Below are 545 nucleotides of genomic sequence, written 5' to 3' on the forward strand. Positions count from 1 at the left end.
TCGGTCGCGGTTTACGTAAACGATGTGAAAGGCGGCTCGAAATCGTTCGTTAAAGTCATCATCATCGCAGGTATCTTTATCGGCGTGCTTTACTCAGTTGCGTCTGTTTTGATTAACGTATTTGTTCCTAGCGAAACCCTAAAATACACGGGCGGATCGGTTCAAGTATTTGAAGGTTTGGCTGCGTACTTTGGTTTGCCAGAAATATTGATGAACCGCTTCGTAGGCTTGGTATCCTTCACCGCTATGTTTGGCTCTCTACTGATGTGGACAGCAACGCCAGTGAAAATCTTCTTCTCTGAGATTCCAGAAGGCATTTTTGGTAAGAAAACCGTAGAGCTGAACGAAAACGGCGTGCCAGCTCGCGCAGCTTGGTATCAGTTCCTTATCGTTATCCCATTGATGATCATCCCAACATTAGGTTCTAACACCGCTCAAGATCTGATGAATACGGTGATCAACATGACCGCAGCCGCTTCGATGCTGCCACCGCTGTTCATCATGCTGGCGTACCTGAATCTGCGCTTGAAACTGGATCACGTCGA

1 protein-coding gene is annotated in these 545 nt (G+C 47.2%); it reads left to right on the forward strand.

Annotated elements, in window-relative coordinates; translation table 11 throughout:
• Positions 1-545 (forward strand): amino acid permease (locus R8N49_RS29750; protein WP_318190781.1); only part of this gene is annotated, 545 nt, incomplete at both ends.

It is taken from the genome of Vibrio sp. 1978 (genome assembly GCF_033344345.1).